14 protein-coding genes are annotated in these 21677 nt (G+C 35.4%); 6 read left to right on the plus strand and 8 right to left on the minus strand.

Features of this window, described 5'->3' with window-relative positions; genetic code table 11:
- Positions 1 to 146: 146 nt before the first annotated feature.
- Both ACKU4N_RS15085 and ACKU4N_RS15090 read right to left on the minus strand, forming a co-directional pair.
- Entirely contained in the window at positions 147 to 2183 is a 2037-nt protein-coding gene (locus ACKU4N_RS15085) for a DUF349 domain-containing protein (RefSeq protein ID WP_321317696.1), read from the minus strand.
- Between the two features lie 314 nt (positions 2184 to 2497).
- Positions 2498 to 2932, minus strand: a complete 435-nt coding sequence (locus ACKU4N_RS15090; protein ID WP_321317699.1) for an Hsp20/alpha crystallin family protein — start codon at positions 2930 to 2932, stop codon at positions 2498 to 2500.
- A gap of 265 nt (positions 2933 to 3197) precedes the next feature.
- On the opposite strand from ACKU4N_RS15090, the gene trmD reads away from it, so the two are divergent.
- A complete protein-coding gene (gene trmD, locus ACKU4N_RS15095; RefSeq protein ID WP_321317700.1) occupies positions 3198 to 3875 on the plus strand; it encodes a tRNA (guanosine(37)-N1)-methyltransferase TrmD in 678 nt (225 codons plus the stop codon).
- A gap of 42 nt (positions 3876 to 3917) precedes the next feature.
- On the opposite strand, the gene rbr is transcribed toward trmD, so the two are convergent.
- Positions 3918 to 4496 carry a rubrerythrin gene (gene rbr / locus ACKU4N_RS15100; RefSeq protein WP_321317703.1) on the minus strand — a complete coding sequence of 193 codons (579 nt, stop codon included), beginning with the start codon at positions 4494 to 4496 and terminating at the stop codon, positions 3918 to 3920.
- 545 nt (positions 4497 to 5041) lie between these two features.
- On the opposite strand from rbr, the gene ACKU4N_RS15105 reads away from it, so the two are divergent.
- Positions 5042 to 5794, plus strand: a complete 753-nt coding sequence (locus tag ACKU4N_RS15105; RefSeq protein WP_321317705.1) for a TorF family putative porin — start codon at positions 5042 to 5044, stop codon at positions 5792 to 5794.
- Between the two features lie 211 nt (positions 5795 to 6005).
- Here ACKU4N_RS15105 and ACKU4N_RS15110 read toward each other — a convergent pair whose 3' ends face one another.
- The gene (locus ACKU4N_RS15110) at positions 6006 to 6659 is read right to left on the minus strand and encodes a 7-carboxy-7-deazaguanine synthase QueE (RefSeq protein WP_306597569.1); all 654 of its coding nucleotides are present in this window, start codon (positions 6657 to 6659) and stop codon (positions 6006 to 6008) included.
- Between the two features lie 222 nt (positions 6660 to 6881).
- On the opposite strand from ACKU4N_RS15110, the gene ACKU4N_RS15115 reads away from it, so the two are divergent.
- Positions 6882 to 8327 (plus strand): bifunctional metallophosphatase/5'-nucleotidase, encoded by a 1446-nt coding sequence (locus ACKU4N_RS15115; RefSeq protein WP_321317709.1) that lies wholly within the window; start codon positions 6882 to 6884, stop codon positions 8325 to 8327.
- 53 nt (positions 8328 to 8380) lie between these two features.
- On the opposite strand, the gene ACKU4N_RS15120 is transcribed toward ACKU4N_RS15115, so the two are convergent.
- Positions 8381 to 9292: a hypothetical protein gene (locus ACKU4N_RS15120; RefSeq protein ID WP_321317711.1), complete on the minus strand. Its 912-nt coding sequence runs from the start codon at positions 9290 to 9292 to the stop codon at positions 8381 to 8383.
- Between the two features lie 274 nt (positions 9293 to 9566).
- On the opposite strand from ACKU4N_RS15120, the gene ACKU4N_RS15125 reads away from it, so the two are divergent.
- Positions 9567 to 12353, plus strand: coding sequence for a TonB-dependent receptor (locus ACKU4N_RS15125; protein WP_321317713.1), 2787 nt, complete (start codon positions 9567 to 9569; stop codon positions 12351 to 12353).
- Between the two features lie 18 nt (positions 12354 to 12371).
- Positions 12372 to 13502, plus strand: a complete 1131-nt coding sequence (locus ACKU4N_RS15130; protein ID WP_321317714.1) for a phytase — start codon at positions 12372 to 12374, stop codon at positions 13500 to 13502.
- Positions 13503 to 13546: 44 nt separating this feature from the next.
- Here the strand turns inward: ACKU4N_RS15130 and ACKU4N_RS15135 are convergent, their stop codons facing one another.
- Together ACKU4N_RS15135 and ACKU4N_RS15140 are read right to left on the minus strand one after the other, a co-directional pair.
- Entirely contained in the window at positions 13547 to 16927 is a 3381-nt protein-coding gene (locus tag ACKU4N_RS15135) for a PAS domain S-box protein (protein WP_321317717.1), read from the minus strand.
- Positions 16928 to 17032: 105 nt separating this feature from the next.
- Positions 17033 to 17497: an Lrp/AsnC family transcriptional regulator gene (locus tag ACKU4N_RS15140; RefSeq protein WP_321317719.1), complete on the minus strand. Its 465-nt coding sequence runs from the start codon at positions 17495 to 17497 to the stop codon at positions 17033 to 17035.
- A gap of 188 nt (positions 17498 to 17685) precedes the next feature.
- Between ACKU4N_RS15140 and ACKU4N_RS15145 the strand changes: the two genes are divergently transcribed.
- Complete coding sequence (locus ACKU4N_RS15145; RefSeq protein WP_321317721.1) at positions 17686 to 18657, plus strand: NAD-dependent epimerase/dehydratase family protein; 972 nt, start codon at positions 17686 to 17688, stop codon at positions 18655 to 18657.
- 167 nt (positions 18658 to 18824) lie between these two features.
- On the opposite strand, the gene ACKU4N_RS15150 is transcribed toward ACKU4N_RS15145, so the two are convergent.
- Entirely contained in the window at positions 18825 to 21644 is a 2820-nt protein-coding gene (locus tag ACKU4N_RS15150; protein ID WP_321317723.1) for an alpha/beta hydrolase family protein, read from the minus strand.
- Positions 21645 to 21677 lie beyond the last annotated feature (33 nt).

The following is a 21677-nucleotide window of genomic DNA, read 5'->3' on the forward strand; positions in this document are numbered from 1 at the left end:
AGAAAATAAGAAAACACAAGCATTTCATTCCTCCTTAAATTCGACTGAAATACATCTGATAGTTAGAGCCTTCAATGCTTTTGTATTCAATCAAAAAATCCTCCATTATAAAAATGGAGGATGATATTTATTGCGATCTATTTATTCTACGAAACCAATCCGTCAATAACTTTCAATTTTTCCTGAAGAAGTTTCAAACTTTGTTTTCCTTTTTCTATTTTCTCTTCAATTTCCTGAACTATGGAATCGGATGTTTTTGAAGCAGAAAAGAATCCAATGTTATTTTCCCACAAGCCTATATCAGTTTCCAACTGCTTAATTTTACCGACAATTTTATTTCTCTCGCCAATAATTTTGTCTTCGGAATGATTCATATTTAGGAAATTATCAATTTTCGATTGAAATTTCTGAACTTCCTTATCTCCTGTTTCCAGATCCAACTTGTCGTAAATAGCATTTAATGCTCTTCTAAAATCTTCCTGTATTTTATCTTTCTTCTTAAAAGGAACGTGACCTATTTGTGTCCATTCTTTCTGTAATTCGCGAAGTACAGTCAAATTCTCATCATCATCTTCGCTTAATTGGAAATTTCGAATCTTATCAATTACGGCTTCTTTAAGCTTCAAATTTTCAGCGTGATCAGTATCTACATGATCAAAATGTTTCGATTTATTGCTGAAAAACTTATCGCATGCGGCTCTGAACCGAACCCACAATTCCTCTGAAACCTTTCTGGGAACCGGCCCAATCTTTTTCCATTCTTTTTGAATAGCGATGAATTTGTCTGTTGTCTCCTTCCAATCTGTACTGTCTTGCAAACTCTCAGCAAGCTCACATAATTCTATTTTCTTCTCCAAATTATCACCAAGCTTATCTTTCAGCTTCAAATAAAACTTACGCTTTTTATCAAAGTACAGATCGCAAGCACTTCTAAATCGCTGATAGATTCTATTATTGTCTTTTTTAGGTGCAAAACCAATAGTTCGCCACTCTTTTTGCAGTTCCAAAATCTCCTTAGAGCTCGTGTTCCAATCCTTATGAGATTCAATATTAGAATTAGCTATTAATTCCACTTTATCACACAGAGCCTCTTTTTTCTCAAGATTCGTTTTTTGCTCCGACTTTAAGCCTTCGTAAAATTCTTGATGATTTCGGTTAATTATTGTTGTGGCCTCCTTAAATCGTTCCCAAATCTCTTCTTTTTGTTCCCGGGGAACCGGCCCAATCTCTCTCCACTGTTCGTGATATTTTTGCAATGTATTAAAAGCCTTCACTGCCGATGGATCTTCCAATAATTTTTCAGTCTCCTCACACAAACGAACCTTAGCCGCCAAATTCTTTTTTAAATCCAGATCGCGCAGTTCTTTATTAATTTTTATATAATCGTAAAAATTCTCAACATGATGATGATAGTTATCCCACAAATCTTTAAGAGCTGCCTGCGGAACCATACCGGTATCGTGCCATTTTTTCTGCAAATCTCTAAATTCCTGAAAAGTTTTATCGAAAGCTTCTTTTCTATTCACCAAATCCTTGATATCCTCAATTATCTGATACTTAATTCGTAAGTTGGTCTCCTTTTCCTCTTCCAGATTTCGGGTCTGAACGATCCGGCTCCCTCTATAATCATGAAGCAATTCCTTCATCTTCAGTTCCAATTCATCTTTCCCGAAATCAAATTCCTCCTCTTTTCCCCCTTCCTCCAAAAATTTCTTTTTGGCTGCAGCAAGCTCTTCATTGTGCTTTTTATAGAAATTGTGTTTTATCGCATCCAGCTTGCCTTTTAAACCTTTTGCAGGTTTATGCTCCAACAAAAGAGTTAAGCGGTCAACCAACTCACTTTTTTCCATTATCGTGTAATCGGGTTCTGCCTGCACTTCCACTGCCTCTTTCTGATCTTCAGAAATATCAACAGGTGTTTCCTCCGTAACTTCAGTCACAGAAACATCTTCGTTTTCTTCGACTTCCATTTCGGGAAGCACCCCTTCTGTTTTCATTTCCTCATTTATTATCCCGGAAGATTCCTTTTTGTCTTCAGGAGCCTCCTTCATTACAGGTTGATCATCTGCAGTTTTTTCTTCAACAGATTCATCTTCATGAGAATCACTATTTACTTCAGGTGTTTCTAAATTTTCATTCGCTTCATTCTCATGTGAGAGGTTCGATAGATCTTTTGCTTTCATGTAGTTTGCATTAGATTTAGCAACTCAATAATTTAAGTGCCATGTTAACAATACAATTTCCAAAGGAATTTTAGGTTCATTCCTTACGAATTTAACTAATTAAGTGTTAATCCTCAAAGATTTTCAACATTTTTCTTTCCCTTATAAACAAAGAGGCTCATGTACTACATGAACCTCTCAATTAAAACTAACAAATTAATGAATCTAACATTTTTATTTTATTTGTAAAACAAACAATTCAGCCAACAAATTATGACTTTCTAATTAGCATTTCCAGATCTGACAAAAGTCTAAACAGCAATCTGAAATTCCAATTACTGAATTGTAATCTCCTTAATTTTTGGCTCCTCCACCTTGGATTTAGGCAGACTTACAAACAAAATTCCGTCGCGCACCTCTGCCGAAATACTTTCTTGATCTATTCCTTCTGAAAGCTTAAAAGTTCTCTCCAATTTAGTTGCGCTAAATTCCTTTCTTAAATATGTTCTATCTGCAACTTCCTCCATCTTTGCAGTAATTTTTAAAAAACCATCTTCAACCCTTATGGCCACATCTTTTTTTGCAAAGCCCGGGATAAGCATTTCAATCACAAACTTTTCCTTTTCATCTACAACATTTGTGCGTGGATTAAAAGAAACATCTCTTTGTTCTGAATTTTTCAAACTTCCTTTTGTTTCCCTAAACAATTGATCCATTATTTGATTTGTGAAAAAATCATTTGTTCCTTTTGAGTATCTTAAAATTGTCATAACGTTTAACCTTTATAAATTAATACTATCTTTTCCGGGCTCCGGAACCCAGAATTCATTTCCATCCTGTTATTTCCAAAGTTTATACCAAGCAGATATTTTCCTGATAAATGGCATAAAAACGTCCAATTCATACGACATATTGTCTACTTAAGTGCAAAAAGGCATGTCACATTGTCCTGTTATTGAAATTACATGGATCACATTTCGAATTCTCTTGGAAGCCAAGCTTGGGTTACATACTTTTACACAAAATTTAAAAAAAATGAGAATCGATATACTTACCGTTGTTCCAGAACTGCTGGAGAGTCCACTCAATCACTCCATAATTCAGAGAGCAAAAGATAATGGCATTGCCGAAATCCATATCCACAACATTCGCGACTATTCTGAAGACAAGCACAAAAAGGTTGACGACTACGCATTTAGCGGCGGAGCTGGAATGGTAATGAGACTAGAGCCAATCGTTAAGGCAATTGAATTTTTAACAGCTCAGAGAAACTACGACGAAATCATTTTCACCACACCTGATGGTGATCTTTACGATCAGAAAACAGCAAACACCTTATCGATAAAAGAAAATATAATGATCCTTTGCGGGCATTACAAGGGCATTGACCAGCGAATTCGAGATCATTTTATCACTAAAGAAATTTCGATTGGCGATTTTGTTTTAACCGGAGGGGAATTAGCGGCGGCAATTATTGCTGACAGCGTAATCCGACTTATCCCTGGTGCTATGGGCGATGAAACTTCTGCTCTCACAGATTCATTCCAGGACAATCTACTTTCTCCACCGCTCTACACCCGCCCCGCAGAATTTAGAGGGTGGAAGGTACCGGACATATTGATATCGGGAGACCATAAAAAAATTGAAAAATGGCAAGAAGAACAAGCTTACGAAAGAACGAAGCGATTGCGTCCAGACCTGTTAAAAGAATAAAAAAAAAGAGACTCGTTAGAGTCTCTTTTCACATATAATGCACTAGTAATTTTCTCCTTTAATCTCAAAATATGCCTGAGGATGCTCGCATGCCGGACAATTCTTTGGTGCTTTTTTGCCCTCATGAACGTATCCACACTTTCTACAATACCACTTTTCACTTTCTTCTTTTTCGAAAACAGAATCCTCTTCCAAATTAGCCAATAGCTTTAAGTACCTCTCTTCGTGTACCTGCTCAACCTTAGCAATTAATTTAAAAGCCGAAGCTACTTTTTTGAAACCTTCCTCCTCAGCAATACGAGCAAATTCAGGATACAATTCCGTATATTCTTCATTCTCTCCGCAAGCTGCGGCTTTCAAATTCTCAGCTGTCGTTCCAACCTTTCCTGCAGGATAAGATGCAGTTATTTCCACTTCTCCTCCTTCTAAAAAGCTAAAGAATCGTTTTGCATGCTGCATTTCCTGCTCTGCCGTTTCTAAAAACAAGGCTGCAATCTGCTCATACCCTTCTGTTTTTGCCTGTTTAGCAAAATAGGTATATCTACCTCTTGCCTGAGATTCTCCTGCAAAGGCTTTCAATAAATTTTTCTCTGTTTGAGTTCCTTTAATCGATTTTTCCATTGTTTCTATTTATTGAATATAATTTCACAATACGAATATCTTGATTTTTAACAAGACACAATAAAGATTTCTGCTAAAACATCATAATTTATAATCAATAAAAAATAAGACAACTTAAAAACCTCCTTCACAAGGAATAAAACTTAAAAGTAAACACCATGCCAAAAACCTGCCTCCCATTTCAGAATTTCCTCCTTTCCAACTAATTTCAATATCAAAAACAATTATTTAAACATTAGAAAAACCTCAATATGGAATTTAAAAAATGTTTTTTTTACAACACCCCCTCATTTAAAACCTTTGCATCAAAAAAACATTCTTTTTTCGCCACTCACCCCCACAAAAGCGATTGCTTTCTTGATTTATTTTAATACTTTTGACCCAGAGCCCCATTTATAATTGGGTTAGGATAGAAATTAGTTGATTCAAGCCAACATCACCCCCTTCAAAAGAGGGGGTGAGTTAGCAAAATTCACAAAAAATCAGAAACCACATTTTATTCATATTAACTATTTACCACATTTATTAATCTAAAATCTATTACTATGTTGAAAGCAAGAAAATTTTTCGTGTTACTTATTTGCACTCTTGCAGTAACAGGAAGCCTGTTTGCACAGGAAGAATCAGGAAAAGGAGAAATTTCGTTTGGGGCAGACTTAATGAACCGATATGTATGGAGAGGAACACAGTTTTCAACAGGTCCGGTAATTCAGCCTTCTGTTGAATACAGTAACGGCGGATTCGCTCTTGGAGCCTGGGGTTCTTACGCACAAAATGGTGCTGACGGAGCTGAAGCTGATCTTTATGCATCCTACACTTTTGCGGATGATTTATTCACTGCAACTGTTACTGACTATTTTTTCCCAACTGATGGAATTGCTGTAAACAACAGCTATTTTGATTATAAAAAAGCATCTACCGGACATATCATGGAAGCTACTTTGGCTTTTAACGGGAGTGACGGATTTCCAATTAGCATTTTAGCTGCCATGAATTTCTGGGGTGCCGACCAAGATATAAATGGTGATCAGCAAAATTCACTTTATATTGAATTAGGCTACGGTTTTACTTACAAAGAAGTTGCTATTGACTTATTTGCAGGTTTTACCCCAATTGACGCAGACGAATCTAAAGGTGAATCAGGGTTTTACGGAGATACTGCAGGCTTTGTTAATATGGGATTCACTGCATCAAAAGAAATTGCAATTACCGAAAAATTCTCTTTACCTGTATCAGCTTCTGTTATCGCTAACCCAATGGCAGAAAACCTGTTCCTGGTATTTGGGGTTTCATTCTAACCACAATAACTTTCCCAAAAGAAGCTTCTTTGGAAGCTGGTAAAAAGGCAATCAGATTTTCTGATTGCCTTTTTCTATTTTATTGTCCTATACTAATTAGTAGTCAAGAAAAAATAATTCAATTAACTTTTCGAATTGTATTTCTTCATCAAAACTAAAAAAGCTGAATCAATAAATGATTCAGCTTTTTTTATATTTTATTTACCCATTATTATGGTATTCTCATAAACTTGTGCGACTGCAAGGAGATATTCCATTTTGGATTGTTCTTTACGTATTCTACAATTGGCTTTATATTGTGAACATACTGACTCCACTCCGACTGCAAATACAACAAACAATCATCTCCTACATTTTTTGATAACTCCTCAGCCCATTCAAAATCTTTTTCCAAATCGAAGATGATAACTTTCAGCTCATTTGCTTTTTCATAAGAAGATGGTACAGGCAATTTATTTCGCTTTGGCGACAAACAAATCCAATCCCACTCTCCGCTTATTTCATATGCTCCGGAAGTTTCCAGGAAATTTTCAATATTGTGCTTTTTTAATTCAGTACACAGTGGTTCCAAGTTGTACAGCGAAGGCTCTCCTCCTGTAACAACAACTGCTTTAGCAGGCGATTCAACAGCTTTTCGAACGACTTCTTCAACAGAAATAAGGCGATGTTCTGCCGGATTCCATGAAATCTTACTGTCGCACCACCGGCAACCGATATCACATCCTCCAATGCGAATAAAATAAGCTGGCTTTCCCGTGTGATATCCTTCACCTTGTATGGTATAGAAATCCTCAACCAGAGGTAAATCTGTTCCTTTATCGAATATTTCTTTGTACTTGTCTTTCAAATCGTTCTTCTTAACCAATGATAAAATCCTAATTTTTGGTTGTTCAGTAAACTGGGCTACAAAATTACACGCTTTTTAAGGATTTCAAAATCAAATAGGAATATTATTTAAACTGATTCTCGTTTAGAATAAATGCTTTTAAATATATTCTTTAAAGACTAAATCATTATGATTAGTTTAAATTTTTCTTTAATCTTACAAAAAATAACACACAATTATACTTACAGATCAAATCACACAATGAAAAACATTAAATTCTTATTTCTCTACCTGCTTATTCTCGCGTTTGCATCTTGTTCCAAAGACAGTAATTCGCCAGATAATCCTACTGACTTTACGCCAAAGGAATTGACCGTTTTTTGTATAAATGATGCGCACGGTCAATTGGATAATTTCTCAAAAATTAAACAAATCGTTGACAAAGAGAGAGAATCAACCAATGTGATCGTAGTTTCCAGTGGTGATTTGTTTTCAGGAAATCCCACTGTTGACAATCATCCTGAAAAAGGATATCCAATGATTGATGTGATGAATAAAATTGGGTTTGATGTTGCCGTTTTGGGGAATCACGAGTTTGATTACGGGCCCGAAATTCTAAAAAACAGAATGGAACAATCTAATTTTGCTTGGGTTTGTGCAAATGTAGACAAGGGAACTACAGATATTCCTGAGCCATTTGAATACAAAACCATTACCAAGGAAAATATCAAAATAACTTTCCTGGGTTTAATTGAAACCAATGGAAAAAAAGATGTAACAATCCCATCAACTCATCCATGGAGAGTTAAACAATTTCATTTCGACCGGCCTGAAGACATTGTTTCTCTTTATTCAAACGTTAAAAATGAGGAGGAGTCAGATATATATATTGCTCTTAGTCACTTAGGATACAATGGCAATGACCAAATATTAGGAGATGTTCAGCTAGCCAACAACTTTCCCTATTTCGATTTAATTATTGGAGGACATAGTCACGATAAAATTAACACTAAAGTAAATGGGATACCTATTTATCAGGCTGGCAGCAATCTAAATTATCTTGGAAAGATATCAGTTACCATTGTCAACAAAAAAATAGAATCAATTACCGATGAACTTATTAATTTAAACACATATCAGGAATATGATTCTGAATTAAAAACAACAATTGATGGATACAACAATCAAGACTATTTAACAGAAGTAATCGGGGTTTCAAAAAGAGATCATAATACTAGTATGGTTGGCTGTTTTTATACAGATGCATTACGAATTCAAATGGGTGTTGATGTTTGTTTTCAGAATACTGGCGGAATTCGGTCAAACTTAAACGAAGGCGATATCACCAAAAGAGAAATTTACGAAATTACTCCTTTTAGCAACGGAACAGTTATTTATGAAATGACGGTTCTTGACATTAAAAAATTTCTGGCAGGAAGCGGATCAGGATTTTACTATTCAGGCATTCAGATTCAACAGATTGATCAAGAAATTGAAATAAGAAATATGCAAGGGCAAAGATTATCTGATGACACAATACTAAAACTTGGACTAAACGATTACGTTCCGGCAGTATATGACAAATACTTCCCTGAATCTGGTCAAGTTCAAAACATGACAGATGCAGAAACTGTGATTTCTTATCTGCAAAATATTAACAACCAGGTGGACTATCCTGTTTGCGACCGTTACTTTAGAATGAAATAATTGTTTTACAAACAATAAAATATAAAATGATCAAGGTAATAACTTTGGTCATTTTAGTTTTTCATCCACTGCTCGTACTCCACTTTATAAATTGATTGGGGTAATTTAGTTTGCTCTGTAGAGATATACAAAGAGTCGTTTTCACCAAAAACAATACCTTCGGTTTGTGCTCTACCAAGAGGACTTAGATCTATGCGTAAACTTTTCCCTCCAAAAAAGTTGGTGCCTTCAAATTCATAAAATAAGATTATATAACTTAAATAATCTTTATAGCCTACCAACGCCAACAACTTTCCATCTGAACTGACATCAGCACCAGTAACCAACATATTTGCATTAAATTCAGCCTTTACCTTTAATTTCTGAGCTTCAATATTTTTAGTAGCCGAATACAATCTGGTTTTGTAATTGGCCCAGTTTTTTGTGAAAAAGAAAAGAGAATCTCCATATGACAAAAAGGCTTCACAGTCGAAATCATGTTTTTGCAGGCGCATGGTAAAATCCTCTTGATCAGCCCATTCAATTCCAATCACATCAGCTTCGGCTTTTGACAATTCAGAAGTTCCCAGATCATCTTTTTTTATTCTTAATACACGCAAATCTTTACGATTACCAAAGTTATTACCAAAATCCCCAATATAAATGTAGTTCTGATCTGCAGCCAAGTCTTCCCAATCAATGTTTTTAGCATTAGTGATTTCAAACTCTTTTTTAATTACTCCATCCCTATTGTAGGCATATAACATTGGTTCACAATCACTATCATTGTTTATCCAAAACAAATTATTGTACCACATCAAGCCCGACTGCTCATTTACCTTAACCGACAGAGAATCAGAAACCAAAACGGGCTGATAAACAATTGAAGCATTAGAAACTTTCAATTGTTCATTAATTGATTTGTTGGAACGACACGCCCCTAAAAACAGAAATGAAAATAAACTGGAATAGAATAAATATTTCACGATATAATTAATATTAGAACATAACAAATCTGTTCAAAATAAATGAATTCTCAAAATTAGAATTAACACCAACAATTCTCCCGCTCCTATCGATCAGTTAAAAACCTCCAAATTGATAACATTCTCTTAATGAATGTATTTTTCATTTCACAATAAGTTTACAAAATAATTATACTAAGCTAATCCTTACCCGTAAATCAAAACCTAGTTTTGAGTGTTTAAAAATCTATGGAAAAATATCCAATAAGCTCATCAATAAATTAAAATCTTTAAAATGAAAACATTATTTATTACTTTAAATCTCTTAGTTGTATTCTTATTTTCGGTCACAAGCACTATTGCCGAAAACAATGCAATTAACGTAAAAAGAACAGCAACAATAACCGGTCGTGTTATCGATTCTGAAGACTACCCATTACCAGGGGCAACATTAGTATTAAAAGAGACAAACCAAGGTGTTGCATCAGACAATAACGGAGTTTATCGCATCAACAATATCATCCCAGGAGAATACACTCTTAAGATTTCGTACATTGGTTATGAAAGTGTTGAGAAAAAAATAGTATTTGAAGAATCAACTACCCTAACCGAAAACTTTAGTCTTTCGGAAGGTGTAGCATTGCAGGAAGTTGTGATTCAAGGACTCCTGAAAGAACAATCACGTGCTTTGAATCAGCAAAAAAGCAACGTAAACATTACCAATATAGTTTCTTCGGATCAGGTTGGGCAGTTTCCTGATAATAATATAGGGGATGCCCTAAAAAGAATACCAGGTATTAACGTGGAGTACGATCAAGGAGAAGCCCGGTTTGGTCACATTCGCGGTACTGCTTCAGAATACAATTCAGTTACCATTAATGGCGAACGTATCCCTTCTGCCGAAGCTGGAATTCGATCGGTACAGCTTGACCTTGTTCCTTCGGATATGATTCAAACTGTTGAGGTGAACAAAGTGATAACTCCGGATATGGAAGCTGATGCAATTGGTGGTTCTGTAAACCTTATCACCCGCTCGAATCCTTTTAAACAACAAATTTCTGCACGTATTGGAACCGGATATAATTTTTTAAGTGATGATCCTCAATTAATTCTTTCGGCTCTATATGGCAACCGCTTTAAAACAGGAACACAATCAAATCTTGGTATGGTATTCTCTGCCTCATACCAGGACAATCAATTGGGATCGGACAATATTGAAACTGAGTGGGAAAAGGATGACAAGGGAGCCATTTACGCATCCGATTTTCAGATTAGAACCTATTACGTTCAGCGGATTCGCCAAAGTTATTCTTCTTCTTTTGATTACAATTTTAACCCAAATCATAAAATCGAATTCAAAGCCATTTACAATCACAGAAAAGACTGGGAGAACCGTTTTCGTTTACAATACAAAGACATTGAGCAAAAAGAAGATGGAAGTTGGATTAGCGAAGTTCGTCGCCAAACCAAAGGGGGAACCAACAAGAACCGCAGACTGGAAGATCAGCAGACAATGAACTTTGCTTTAAATGGAGAACACCACTTTGGAGCTATCGAAATTGATTGGAAAGGTAGTTATTCCAAGGCTTCTGAAGATCGCCCCAATGAACGTTACGTTACTTTACGAGCTAAAAAAGTTGCGATTACACCTAATTTATCTCTTACAAAAAAACCAGCATTTTCAGTAAACGATCCTCAATTAGCAGATTTAAGCAGCGAATTTGGCTTAAAAGAACTTACAGAACAATTTCAATACACAGAGGATATTGATAAAAATTTAAAAGTTGATATCAAATTTCCTATCCTCAGCGGAAAAAACAAGAACGCTCTTCAAACTGGTTTCAGATTAAAAAGCAAAGAGAAAAACAGAGACAACAGCTTTAATGATATTGAGCCAAATGATGAAAACGGCTTTATAAGTAATGCCTTAAATAATCAATATGATGCCAGTAAAAGTGATTTTATGGCCGGAGATTATGCTGCCGGACACTTTGCATCCAAACAATTTCTTGGAGGATTAAATTTCGATAATCAGTATAACCAAACCCGAAATGTTGAAGAGGAAGCCGGTAACTTTGAAGCAAAAGAAGATGTTTACGCCGGATATGTTCGTTTGGATCAGGATTTTGGAAAAAAACTTAAAATGATTTTTGGTCTTCGTGCAGAACAAACAAAATTAAAATATTCCGGTAGAATTTTGGATATCCCTGCTGACGGCGATCCAACGATTAGCACTACTGCAAAAGAAAAGAACGACTATACCAACATTCTTCCCAGTGTAATTGCAAAATTGTCGCTATCCGAGAATACAAAACTAAAACTAGCCTGGACAAACTCTATTTCACGCCCGAAATACTACGATTTGGTTCCGCACAGCAAAATTAAACAGGAAGATAATGAAATTGAAATAGGAAATCCTAAACTGGATCCAACCAACTCAATGAACTTTGATGTAATGGCTGAGCATTACTACTCAAATGTTGGATTACTTTCCGGTGGTTTCTTTTACAAATCGTTAAGTGATATTTCGAACACCATTGAACACAGAGATTTCAGCTACAGTGGGAAGACCTGGGACAAATTCTACCAACCTATTAATGTTGGTGATGCTGACCTTTATGGTTTTGAGTTTGCTTTTCAAAGACAATTGGATTTTCTACCAGGTTTCTTAAGTGATATGGGATTTTATGCCAACTATACCTACACTCATTCAAAAATGAAAAACGTGAACATTTCGGGTAGAGAAAATGAGGATTTATCGATAGTAGGAACACCAGAAAACAACGTTAATTTATCTTTATTTTACGAAGGTAAAAAACTAAATGTACGTGTATCATTGCAATATGCTGATGATTTTATTGATGAGTGGGGAGAATCTGCATTTTACGACAGCTACTATGATAAAGTAACACATATGGATGTAAGCGCTGGCTACAACATCAATTCCAATTTCAGCATTTTCGCATCGGTAAACAACATCTTAAACGAACCTTTACGCTACTACCAAGGAGACAAGAGTCACACCAAGCAAGCTGAATACTATGGCGCTAAAGCGAATATTGGTTTAAAAATGAATTTCTAAGCAAAAACAAATTTTATTATGCATAAAAGACCAAATACAATAATTCTACTAGGAATAACTGCATCGCTCCTAATTGCCTGTTCATGCGATCGCTCAAGCGAAGGTTCGAGAAAAGCTTCTTTACTGATTGAAAAAGTTACTGAAGCAGACGGCGAAACGGATGCACTGAAAAATAGATTGGCAACTGAAGATGCTGCTGATGATCCTGCAATATGGGTAAACCCTGACTCTCCGGAACAAAGCAGAATTATAGGTACAGATAAAAAAGGCGGTTTAGCTGTATATGATTTAGATGGCAATGAACTATTTTACTATGCAGATGGTAATATGAATAATGTTGACATCCGTCAAAATATTAAAACTGGGCAGGGTTTAATTGACATTGCAGCCTGTTCGAACCGAAGCTCAAACACTCTGAATTTCTACAGCATCGAAAAAGACGGCAGTTTACATCAATTTGAAAATGCCATTCCTGTTGAAATGAAAGATGAAGTTTATGGTTTTTGCCTGTCTAAAAATCAGGATCAACTTTACGCCTTTGTGAACAGCACTTTTGGAAATATTGAACAATGGGAAATCGTGCCGGAAGGCAAAAAGATTTCCACGAAATTGGTTCGACGACTAAAACTTGCCAGTAAAACAGAAGGAATGGTTTCCGACGACGAGGCTGGTATACTTTTTATAGGAGAGGAAGCCAAAGGAATTTGGAAAATATCAATAGATCCAAACAGTACAAAAGGATTTGAGCTTCTTTCCCAGAGTACGGTAGATAAAAATGAAAACATTTATGAGGATATCGAAGGTTTGTGCATTTACAAACAATCGAATGGATCTGGATACCTAATTGCCTCCAGTCAGGGAAACTATTCTTATGCTGTATTTGAACGCAAAACACCTCACAACTATTTAGGTAGTTTTAGAATTGATAATGGACTGATTGACGGTGTGGAAGAAACAGACGGCATTGATATCATTAACCTAAATCTTGGCGAAAAATTCCCGGCAGGGATGTTTGTTGTTCAGGATGGGTTTAATAAAAAGGATGAAAAATCAATTGCCCAGAACTTTAAAATGGTACGATGGGAAAAAATAGCAAATCTTTTCGAGCCAAAACTAAATATTGACACTCAATGCATTGCAGCTAAATAGCGGACTGTATAATCTAAAAAGAGCAGGCATTAAAAGTCTGCTCTTTATTTTTTCTTCTCCGACATCATCCTGGGCTTAAGAAACTCATACAAAAGCTTATATAGGACATCTTTATCGATTGGTTTTGATATGTATCCTTTAAAACCTTTCTCGATCATCTTCTCTCTATCTTCTTTCAAGGCATATGCAGTTTGCGCAATTATCGGAATATTTGGGTTCATCTTTAATATCCGTTTTGATGCCCTATACCCATCCATTACAGGCATTTTAACGTCCATCAATATTAAGTCAACATCTGTTTTATCTTCTATAATTTTTACAGCCTCCATTCCATTTTTTGCCCAGATCACTTTGGCAGAAGTGGGTGTTAAAATTTCATCTAACAGCATATAATTAATTTCAATATCTTCAACAACAAGAATCGTTTCGTTTTTTAATAAAGGTGGTACAAGTCCGGCTTCCAAGCTTTTAATTCTTCTAATTTGTGAATGAACCACATTTCTTAATCTAAAATAAAAAGTTGTTCCCTTATCCTTTTCTGAGGTGAGCCATAATTCTCCATCCAACAAGTTCGAAATCTCCTTACAAATTGCCAATCCTAAACCTACTCCTGACTGCATGCCCACACCAGTTTCCTCAATCTGTCTGAAAATATCAAAAATAATTTTTGTGTGCTCCGGTAAAATACCAATTCCAGTATCTGACACATAGAAGGTAATATCCGATCCTTCAACCTGATATCCATACGTAATTATTCCTGATTGTGTATATTTTATTGCGTTATTCAAAAGATTAGTTATCAATTGTATCAATTTTGTTTTATCCGAATACAAATACAGACTATCATCATCGGGAATGCATTTTAACCGCGTTGTTAAATTAAACTTATTGCTCTTATTTATCTCTGATTTTACATATTGCTGTAACGTTAAGAACAACTCAGCCAGAGAAAAATCCTCTTTTTTAACTTTAGCTTCTTTCGCCTGAAGAAGCGATACATCAAATATCGATTCGATTATTTTCAACAAATGTTGTCCACTTGATTTTATGATCTCATTGCGTTTTACTATTTTATCAATAGAAGACTTAGAGTTTACTAATCCACTAAATCCTATGATAGCATTTAAAGGGGTTCTTAATTCATGAGACATAGATGCCAAAAATGTAGATTTTAATTGGTCACTTTCCTCAGCCTTTTCTTTTGCAAATATAAGTTTCTGCTCAAATTTTTTCCGGCTGATTACACCAGCCAACACATCAGCGAAGGTATAGAGTAAATTGATGTCTTCTGAATCCCATTCTTTATCATGAAAAACGGAATCGAAGCCCACAAAACCTAATAAGGACTCATGAGATAATATTGGAAGAACTAACAGTGATTTAAGATCGGAATGAAAATTACCAATCTTTTTCTGAGTCGATTTTAATGAAAGTTTCGATAAAGGAAGATAAAGGTGTTCCCGTTGATTAAACTTCTCAATCCACCAATAGAAATTTTCAACAGCCAAATTCTGAGAAATTTCTTTCTTGGAAACAACACCATCCCGACACCATTCGTTAGTATTACTCAATGTAATTCTATTTTCCTCAAACAAAAACACATAACTTCTATCTGTATTCGTAAATTCACCAATGTTCTTTAATGCACGGTCAATCAACTGATCTACATCACTTAAAGATGAACCAATAAAATCAGCAGAAATATCAATTAGCAATTTTTCTATTTCCGTTTTATGTTTTAACCGGGCCTCTGATATCTTCCGATAACCAACATCCCGAACAATAGATTGAACGAATCTGGTCCCATTTAAATCTATTAAATTAGAATTAATCACAACTGGAATAATTTCACCCGATTTGGTTAGATGATTCGTTTCAAAAGAGACTTTTCCTTTTTTTCGCAAAGTCTCTCTTATGGTATTCATCCCCTTGTCTAACTTTTTTTCTTTTACTCTTAAATTTGCCGGAGTAAGCTGATAAAACTCTTCCCGGGAATAACCATAACGCTTAATAGCGGCGTCATTAACTTCAACAAATTTTTGAAATTTAGATTCATGCCATGGATGAACAAAAACAGCATCGTTTAAAGAATTAAAGAGTATTCTAAACTTGTTTTCACTTTGTATTAAATTCTGTTCAGCAATCTTTCTGTCGGTAATATCGGCAATATAGCCTTCAATAAATAAAGGTTTATTATTTTTATCCTTTATAGTTATTCCCTGCTCAAACACCCATTTAAGTGTCCCGCCTTTACTAATGATTCTATACTCGATTGTAAATCTTTTATTTTTTGAGCTTGCTTCATTTACAACTTGTGCAACAAAGTCCCGATCTTCGGGATATATTATATCATTGTAGGCAATATGTGAATTGTAATTAAGTTCTTCTGGCGTATAACCAGTTAAGTTTAAGCCTCCCTGACTAACGTATAACATGGTCCAAAACTCATCTGCCAAACATCTATAAACCATACCCGTAAGATTACCCATTAAAGTAGATAACCTTCTGGTGGCCTCGATGGATTTACGCTGCATTTTTTTTTGCTCTGTAATATTCCTTACAATTGCGGTAATTTCTCTATCTCCACTGCTGCTGATTCTGAACTCAAAATAACAAACGCCTCTTTCTTCGATTCTAAGCCGATAATCAAAAACCTGTACCTTTCCGGTATCTAAAGCAGCCTCCAAAGAATGCATAAACTCAAGAGTCAAATTCGCCTCAAATACTTTTCGGATATCCAAATCAATAATTGATTCTTCATTTCGGAATAATCCTTTCTCCTCTCCATGAAGATCTATCACCTTTCCATCCCTTGATATTCTTAAAATTAAATCGGGAATTGTTTCCAGCAAGGCATTTGCTTTTGCCTCACTTTCTTTCAAACGTTTCTCTGCTGCTAACCTTTCGGTAATATCTTCAAATATGGTAAAAACTTCTTCACTCAATCCAGTCTCCTTATTCATTAAAGGCGTTGCAGTAATACTAATCCAGATGTAGGCCTGCTTTTGAGGATTATATACACCAAGTATTGAATTAGTCACCTCTTTACCTGTCATCAAGGCAATTTTTGCAGGATGCGTTTCCATGGTCATTAAAGAACCATCTGCAAGGATGTTCTTTATTCTTGGTTCAAAACTTTCAATATCGAGTAAAAATTCTTTTTCAACCCCTAAAATTCTTGATGCAGAAGGATTTGCATAAATTATTTTCCCTTCCTTATTTCGAATTATTATTCCTTGATTTGTAGTATTATAAAGAAGATCAGCCCTATTAACCGCATTTGTTTTTTTAAGGCTTTTAGAGTAATGATCTCTTTCCTTTTTCAATTTACCAACTTGCTTTTCCAACTCAGTAATTCTTTCCTTGTATTCGGAAAGTAATCTTTCGAATGCATCAGGGGACATATGTTGATTGTTATCAGGCATAAATTAAGATGTTACTTAATAAAACCAAAATAGTATACCACAAGTTACTAAAACAACATCAAGAATTTATCAGAAACAGATATAAATTATTTGATTAAAAAACTGCTAGCGTATATAATACTCAGACGTTTGCTTGATTTCCTTAATTACAAATGTACTATTCAACACACCAATATTTTTAATTTTTGACAGCTTGTACCGAACAAATTCATGATACTCTTCCAGACTTCGAACATGTATTTTTAGAATAAAATCGACCTGTCCGGCAACATGATAACATTCCTGTACTTCTTGTAAATCCTGAATTTGCTCTTCAAACTCATCAATAAAAGCTTCATTGTGATATCGCATGGAAACCTGACACATTGCGGTAACAGTTCTTCCTATTCTCGTTTTATCGAGAATTGCAACATATTTTTTAATAAACCCTTGATTCTCGAGTCTTCTGATTCTCTCGTAAACCGGGGACACTGTCAGACTCAGCATCGACGCAATTTCTTTTGCTGTCTTTTTTGAATCGTTCTGAAGCAGCCTCAGAATCGTTTTATCTGTTTGATCTAAATTCTCCATATCAGAAAAAATTACTCCTTTTATAACGTTTGCACAATCACCACAAGTAAAATAAATGGCTAAAGTTTATATTTTCAATAATTATTACCTAATTATTCAGGAAATGTATGAAATAATATGGAAACAGCTTTACTTTGCTAGCAAATAAAACGGTTACACATTACAAAATACCAATTCGATAAGATCAAATGAAAAAGGATGTAATTTTAATTATTGGAGCAAACGGACAAATCGGTTCGGTTCTTACAAAAACTCTTCAAGAGAAATTTGGAAAAGATTTTGTCGTTGCCTCTGATCTAAGAAGGGATCCTAATTTCGAAGGTATTTTTGAGTTGATTGATGCTACAGATTTTGAACAAATTCAATCTGTTGTAACAAGATATGGCGTAAATCAAATTTATCATCTGGCAGCTATTTTATCGGCTAAAGGTGAACAGGCTCCATTGGCAACTTGGGACATCAATATGAAAACCCTTTTTAATGTATTGGAAGTTGCCCGATTGAATCACCTTGATAAAGTATTCTACCCAAGTTCAATTGCTGTGTTTGGCGATGAAGCCGACATGGATAACACACCACAAGATGCATTTCTGAATCCTGCAACTGTTTATGGGATCAGCAAGTCTTCAGGTGAAAACTGGGCACAATATTACTTTTTACGTTACGGACTGGATGTTCGTTCAATTCGTTATCCAGGCATTATCGGTTACCAATCTTTACCCGGTGGCGGAACAACAGATTATGCTGTAGATATTTATCACAAAGCAGTATTGAAAGAGGAATTTACTTGTTTCTTAAATGATAATTGTGAATTGCCAATGATTTTTATGGAAGATGCCATTCGTGCAACTATAGAATTGATGGATGCTCCAAAAGAATCAATAAAAGTAAGAACATCGTATAATCTTGCAGGCGTTAGTTTTTCTCCTGCTGACATGGTTGCTTCTATTCAAAAGATTTATCCCGGTTTCAAAATAAAATACGAAGCTGATTTCAGACAAGAAATTGCTTCAAAATGGCCTAACTCGATTGATGATTCGAAAGCAAAAGCAGATTGGAACTGGAAACCAGAATATGATTTGGAAGCCATGACCAGTACAATGATTGAAAAGTTAACACAACAGTACAAAAAACAACTGGAACTTGAAAATATAGGTTAACAACCGAAGTCAAACAACAACAAACACACAACAACACACTTACAAACACTAATTCGAACACCTCATTTTCCATCCGGAATTGAGGTGTTTTTTTGATGACTCAATTGAAAAAAATCCAAATACAAAAAATGCGTCCCTAAAGAACGCATTTTAAATATTTTTCAGATCTATTTCTTTAAATCATAAGCATCCGTTGTCCCTTTTTTAACAGCAGGAATACCTTCAATCATCCATTCCGGTGCTGGCTTTCCTTTCAAATAGTAATCAAAAAACTGCATGGTTCTGATAGACAAATCAACCCTGTTTGGTCTTTTTTTCAGATTGTGATCTTCATCATTATAAGACAGCAGCCAACATGGTTTTTGCAAACGACGCATCGCTACAAACAATTCAATCCCCTGATACCAGGGCACTGCACCATCATGATCATTATGCATCATTAATAAGGGAGTTTCAATTTTTGGTGCGAAGAATATTGGTGAATTCTCGATGTATTGCAATGTACTGTTCCAAAGAGTTCCTCCAATACGACTTTGAGTATGTTCATACTGAAACATTCTACTCATTCCGGTTCCCCAACGAATTCCGCCATAAGCAGATGTCATATTTGATACGGGAGCCCCGGCCATTGCACATTTATACAAGTTTGTTCTTGTTACCAAATATGCAATTTGATATCCTCCCCAGCTTTGCCCCTGTAAACCAATATTTTCCTTATCGATAAAAGAATAACGATCCATCATGCTCAAAGTTCCTGCTACGATAGAACTATATGCACTTTCGCCTGGATAGCCCACTTTATGGTAGGTTATATCAGGCATAAAAATCAGGTAATCATTACTCACACAATAGCTTGGATTAATAATAGACCAGTTAGGCTGCGGCACATGGTGACGATGCAATGCATCAGAACTTCTCTCATAAAAATAAACCAGCATTGGATATTTTTTATTTGGATCGAAATTTTCGGGTTTGTACAATAAACCCTGCAACTCCTCACCATCGCCTGAAGTCCATTTTACCAATTCAACATCGCCCCACAGGTAATTTTTCTGCTGAGGATTCGCATCCGACACTTGTTTTGGATCTGTAAACCTCATGTTATCAGTCCACAAGTTTGGATAATCTTTAAAAGTAGATCGTGTCCAAATCAACCGATTAGCTTTCTTTGCTTTCAAAGGAGTATTGAAACCAGCATCCTCAAAAACCAATTCTTCGGGTTCTTCATCTTGTTGTAAGCGATAAAAGCCTGATTTCTTAGTGAACTCATGAAATGCACTCATAAGAACCGGCTTTTTCAAATCAATAAATAGTTCTTCTTCGTCCAATTTCACGTAATCGAAGCGAATCTTGTTTCTACGGCCAAAGCTATTGGTAATATTTTCCGAACCTTTCACACCGGTAGGATCCAACTTCCAAAAATCATATCGATCACTAATAATTACATCTTTATCTCCTCTTGTCCATCCTACTATTCCATATGGATTAGGATCGCTCGGAGTATCATGAATTTCATCATAAAAATTAGCTTTAATCTTTTTTGTTAATGCAACGGTTTTACCATTCTCAATTTGATATGTATACCAGATACTATCCTGGGTTTCAAACCATATCAAGTACTTCTGAGCAGGAGAAATACTCACACGTGAATTCTTCTTTTCCAAAACCAAGTCTTTCTTTCCCGATTTTGTGTCAACCAAATAGTAATCCGAATACCAATCATCCCACGAAGTCAATTGCTGGTAAGGCAATGATGAAGATCCAAGTGCTAATTTTGAATTTCCATCATCATACAGTTTCTCCTCAGGTAAATTTTCATTTCCCAATTGCAAAACTTTATTTTCCAATGGATTATACACGGCCAACCAAGTTCTTTTCTTCTCTTTTTCGGCTTGTACTTTCTGTTGAGGCTGCAACAAAGGATCTTTCCAGTTCCATACATCAACATGATATTTTTCCTCATCAAGTAAAGTGTCTTTTGGTTCATTAAGAGGTCTGGGAGCAACTCCAAAAAACAATTTATTTCCATTTTTTGAGAAATATATTTCCCCATTTTCACTTACCGTCCAATCAGTCTGAATATCCTTACTTAAGGTATCCACTATTACTTTTGGCTGAGCATTTTCTGCATTTTGATAATACAGTGCAAAAGTTTTATTCTTGAGAGTATCAGAAGAAAAAATAAAAGAAAGCTGATCTCCATTAGGCGCTAAAGATGTTTTCAATGCAACTCCTTCCTTTTCAAAAACCGTTTTTACCTGCTCCCCAGCAGCAGTAAACCAATTCACTTTCGAAATTTGAATGCTATCCCCTTTTACCTGAACAAAAGAAACAGCATTGCCATTTTCAGATAAGGTATAATCAGAAACATTTTTGTGCCGATACTCTTTCCCTGACTGGAAATTTAAGATGACCAACTCTCCCTTTTCAATTTTTTCTTTGTCCTTACTTCCCTTCTTTCCTTGGGTTTTCTTTTCTGGTTTTTCAATTGAATCGCCAGCCAACGAATCCTTTTCCTCCTCAGGCATTTTCAATAAAAAGGCCATCCAATCACCCTTTTCTTTCGGCATCTTGAACGACTCCAATTCTGCAAAACGCAGAATACTATTCTCCTTCAAATTCCAAATCCCCAAAGAGTCTTTTGGTAAATCTTTCTTTTCAACTTTTTTCACCTTCGCTTGTCGGATGGTATCAAACTGAGCTTTAATATTAAAACTTAAAATTTCACTTTCCGGTGAAAATATCGCATGATATCCTCTGGCTGCAGAATCCAACTTCCCTGTACTTACCTGATACAAATACAGATATCCATCTCCTTTCTGAGGATTTACTTCATAAGTGATCCATTCTCCATTAGCAGATATCTGTTGATTTTTAAGGTTTTTCCAATGATCATAGTCAGCATGACTTAATGGAGTTTTATTTGTTTGTGCCATTAAGCTGCCAATAAACAGACAAAGCAATATGGCAAGTATTGATTTTTTCATTCCCTAAATTTGTTGTGTTTGTATGTATTGTTT

The organism is Labilibaculum sp. (assembly GCF_963664555.1).
Lineage (GTDB): Bacteria > Bacteroidota > Bacteroidia > Bacteroidales > Marinifilaceae > Labilibaculum.

Bases quoted from the DNA above. Each gene is read 5' to 3' on its own strand.
- ACKU4N_RS15145 (WP_321317721.1), top strand. From the start codon at position 17,686: ATGAAAAAGGATGTAATTTTAATTATTGGAGCAAACGGACAAATCGGT.
- ACKU4N_RS15125 (WP_321317713.1), top strand. From the start codon at position 9,567: ATGAAAACATTATTTATTACTTTAAATCTCTTAGTTGTATTCTTATTT.
- ACKU4N_RS15130 (WP_321317714.1), top strand. From the start codon at position 12,372: ATGCATAAAAGACCAAATACAATAATTCTACTAGGAATAACTGCATCG.
- ACKU4N_RS15135 (WP_321317717.1), bottom strand. From the start codon at position 16,927: ATGCCTGATAACAATCAACATATGTCCCCTGATGCATTCGAAAGATTA.
- ACKU4N_RS15115 (WP_321317709.1), top strand. From the start codon at position 6,882: ATGAAAAACATTAAATTCTTATTTCTCTACCTGCTTATTCTCGCGTTT.
- rbr (WP_321317703.1), bottom strand. From the start codon at position 4,496: ATGGAAAAATCGATTAAAGGAACTCAAACAGAGAAAAATTTATTGAAA.
- ACKU4N_RS15150 (WP_321317723.1), bottom strand. From the start codon at position 21,644: ATGAAAAAATCAATACTTGCCATATTGCTTTGTCTGTTTATTGGCAGC.
- trmD (WP_321317700.1), top strand. From the start codon at position 3,198: ATGAGAATCGATATACTTACCGTTGTTCCAGAACTGCTGGAGAGTCCA.
- ACKU4N_RS15105 (WP_321317705.1), top strand. From the start codon at position 5,042: ATGTTGAAAGCAAGAAAATTTTTCGTGTTACTTATTTGCACTCTTGCA.
- ACKU4N_RS15090 (WP_321317699.1), bottom strand. From the start codon at position 2,932: ATGACAATTTTAAGATACTCAAAAGGAACAAATGATTTTTTCACAAAT.
- ACKU4N_RS15085 (WP_321317696.1), bottom strand. From the start codon at position 2,183: ATGAAAGCAAAAGATCTATCGAACCTCTCACATGAGAATGAAGCGAAT.
- ACKU4N_RS15140 (WP_321317719.1), bottom strand. From the start codon at position 17,497: ATGGAGAATTTAGATCAAACAGATAAAACGATTCTGAGGCTGCTTCAG.